Here is a 1,147-nt window from a genome sequence, read left to right as displayed (position 1 = left end):
CGACCAGGCGACGATGGCGCGGGTATGGGTCGCCACCTTCGCGGGCAACGCGCTGGTGATCCTGCTGGTGACGATGGTGCTGGTGCTGGTCTATCAGGGCGTGGTCACCCGTCGCCTGGTGGCCATCGCCCGCCAGCTGCGGGCGGTCACCGCCGACGACCTGCGCGACGTGGTCCGGGGCAAGCCCCTTGCGCCGCTGCTGCAGCCCCGCGCCAATCGGGACGAGGTGGACGAGCTCGCCGCCTCCATCGACACCCTGCAGCGCACCGGCAGCACCGCCCTGATCGCCGCCGCCCGCAACGAGGCCCGCTACCGCGCGGTGATCGAGAGCATCAGCGAAGGCATGCTCACCGCCGACGCCCGCGGGCACATCCTGTCGGCCAACCCGGCCGCCGAGGCCATGCTGGGCTACGCCGGCGACGAGCTCCGTGGCCACGCGGCCGCCGAGCTGATCGCCGACGCCTCGGGCGGCCTGCAGCTCGACGCCCTGGTCGGCCGGATCACCGAAATCGAAGCCCGCCACAAGGCCGGGCAGCGGATCTCGGCCGAGCTCACCGTGTCGCGCATGACGGTGCCCGACGACATCCACTACGTGCTGATCCTGCGCGACATCAGCGAGCGCCGCAAGGCCGAGAGCGCCGAGGCCGCCAGCGTGGCCAAGAGCGCCTTCGTCGCCAACATGTCCCACGAGATCCGCACCCCGATGAACGCCATCATCGGCATGGCCCACCTGATGCGGCGCGAGGGCGTGACCCCGCGCCAGGCCGAGCGCCTCGACAAGATCAACATCGCCGGGCAGCACCTGCTGGAGGTCATCAACGCCATCCTCGACCTCTCGAAGATCGAGGCCGGCAAGCTGAGTCTGAGCAGCGAGCCCATCCAGGTCCCGCAGCTGCTCTCCAACGTGGTGGAGATCATGGCCGAGCGGGCGGCGAGCAAGGGCATCCGGCTCGAAACCGACTCCCCCGCCGGCCTGCCGGGCCTGATCGGCGACGGGACGCGGCTGCAGCAGGCGCTGATCAACTACGTGGGCAACGCGATCAAGTTCACCAGCCGGGGCGGCGTCACCCTGGACGCGCATGTCGACGCCGACGAGGGCAGCCACCTGGTGCTGCGCTTCGAGGTGCGGGACACCGGCATCGGCATC

1 protein-coding gene is annotated in these 1,147 nt (G+C 70.8%); it reads left to right on the top strand.

Annotated features, from left to right (window positions below; translation table 11 throughout):
- Positions 1–13: 13 nt before the first annotated feature.
- On the top strand, positions 14–1,147 hold a 1,134-nt coding region (locus tag L6Q67_RS23410), incomplete at its 3' end, for a histidine kinase dimerization/phospho-acceptor domain-containing protein (protein ID WP_296575878.1).

The organism is Zoogloea sp., assembly GCF_023150065.1.
In the GTDB taxonomy this organism is placed as follows: domain Bacteria; phylum Pseudomonadota; class Gammaproteobacteria; order Burkholderiales; family Rhodocyclaceae; genus Zoogloea.
This window is presented reverse-complemented; position numbering and strand designations above follow the sequence as displayed.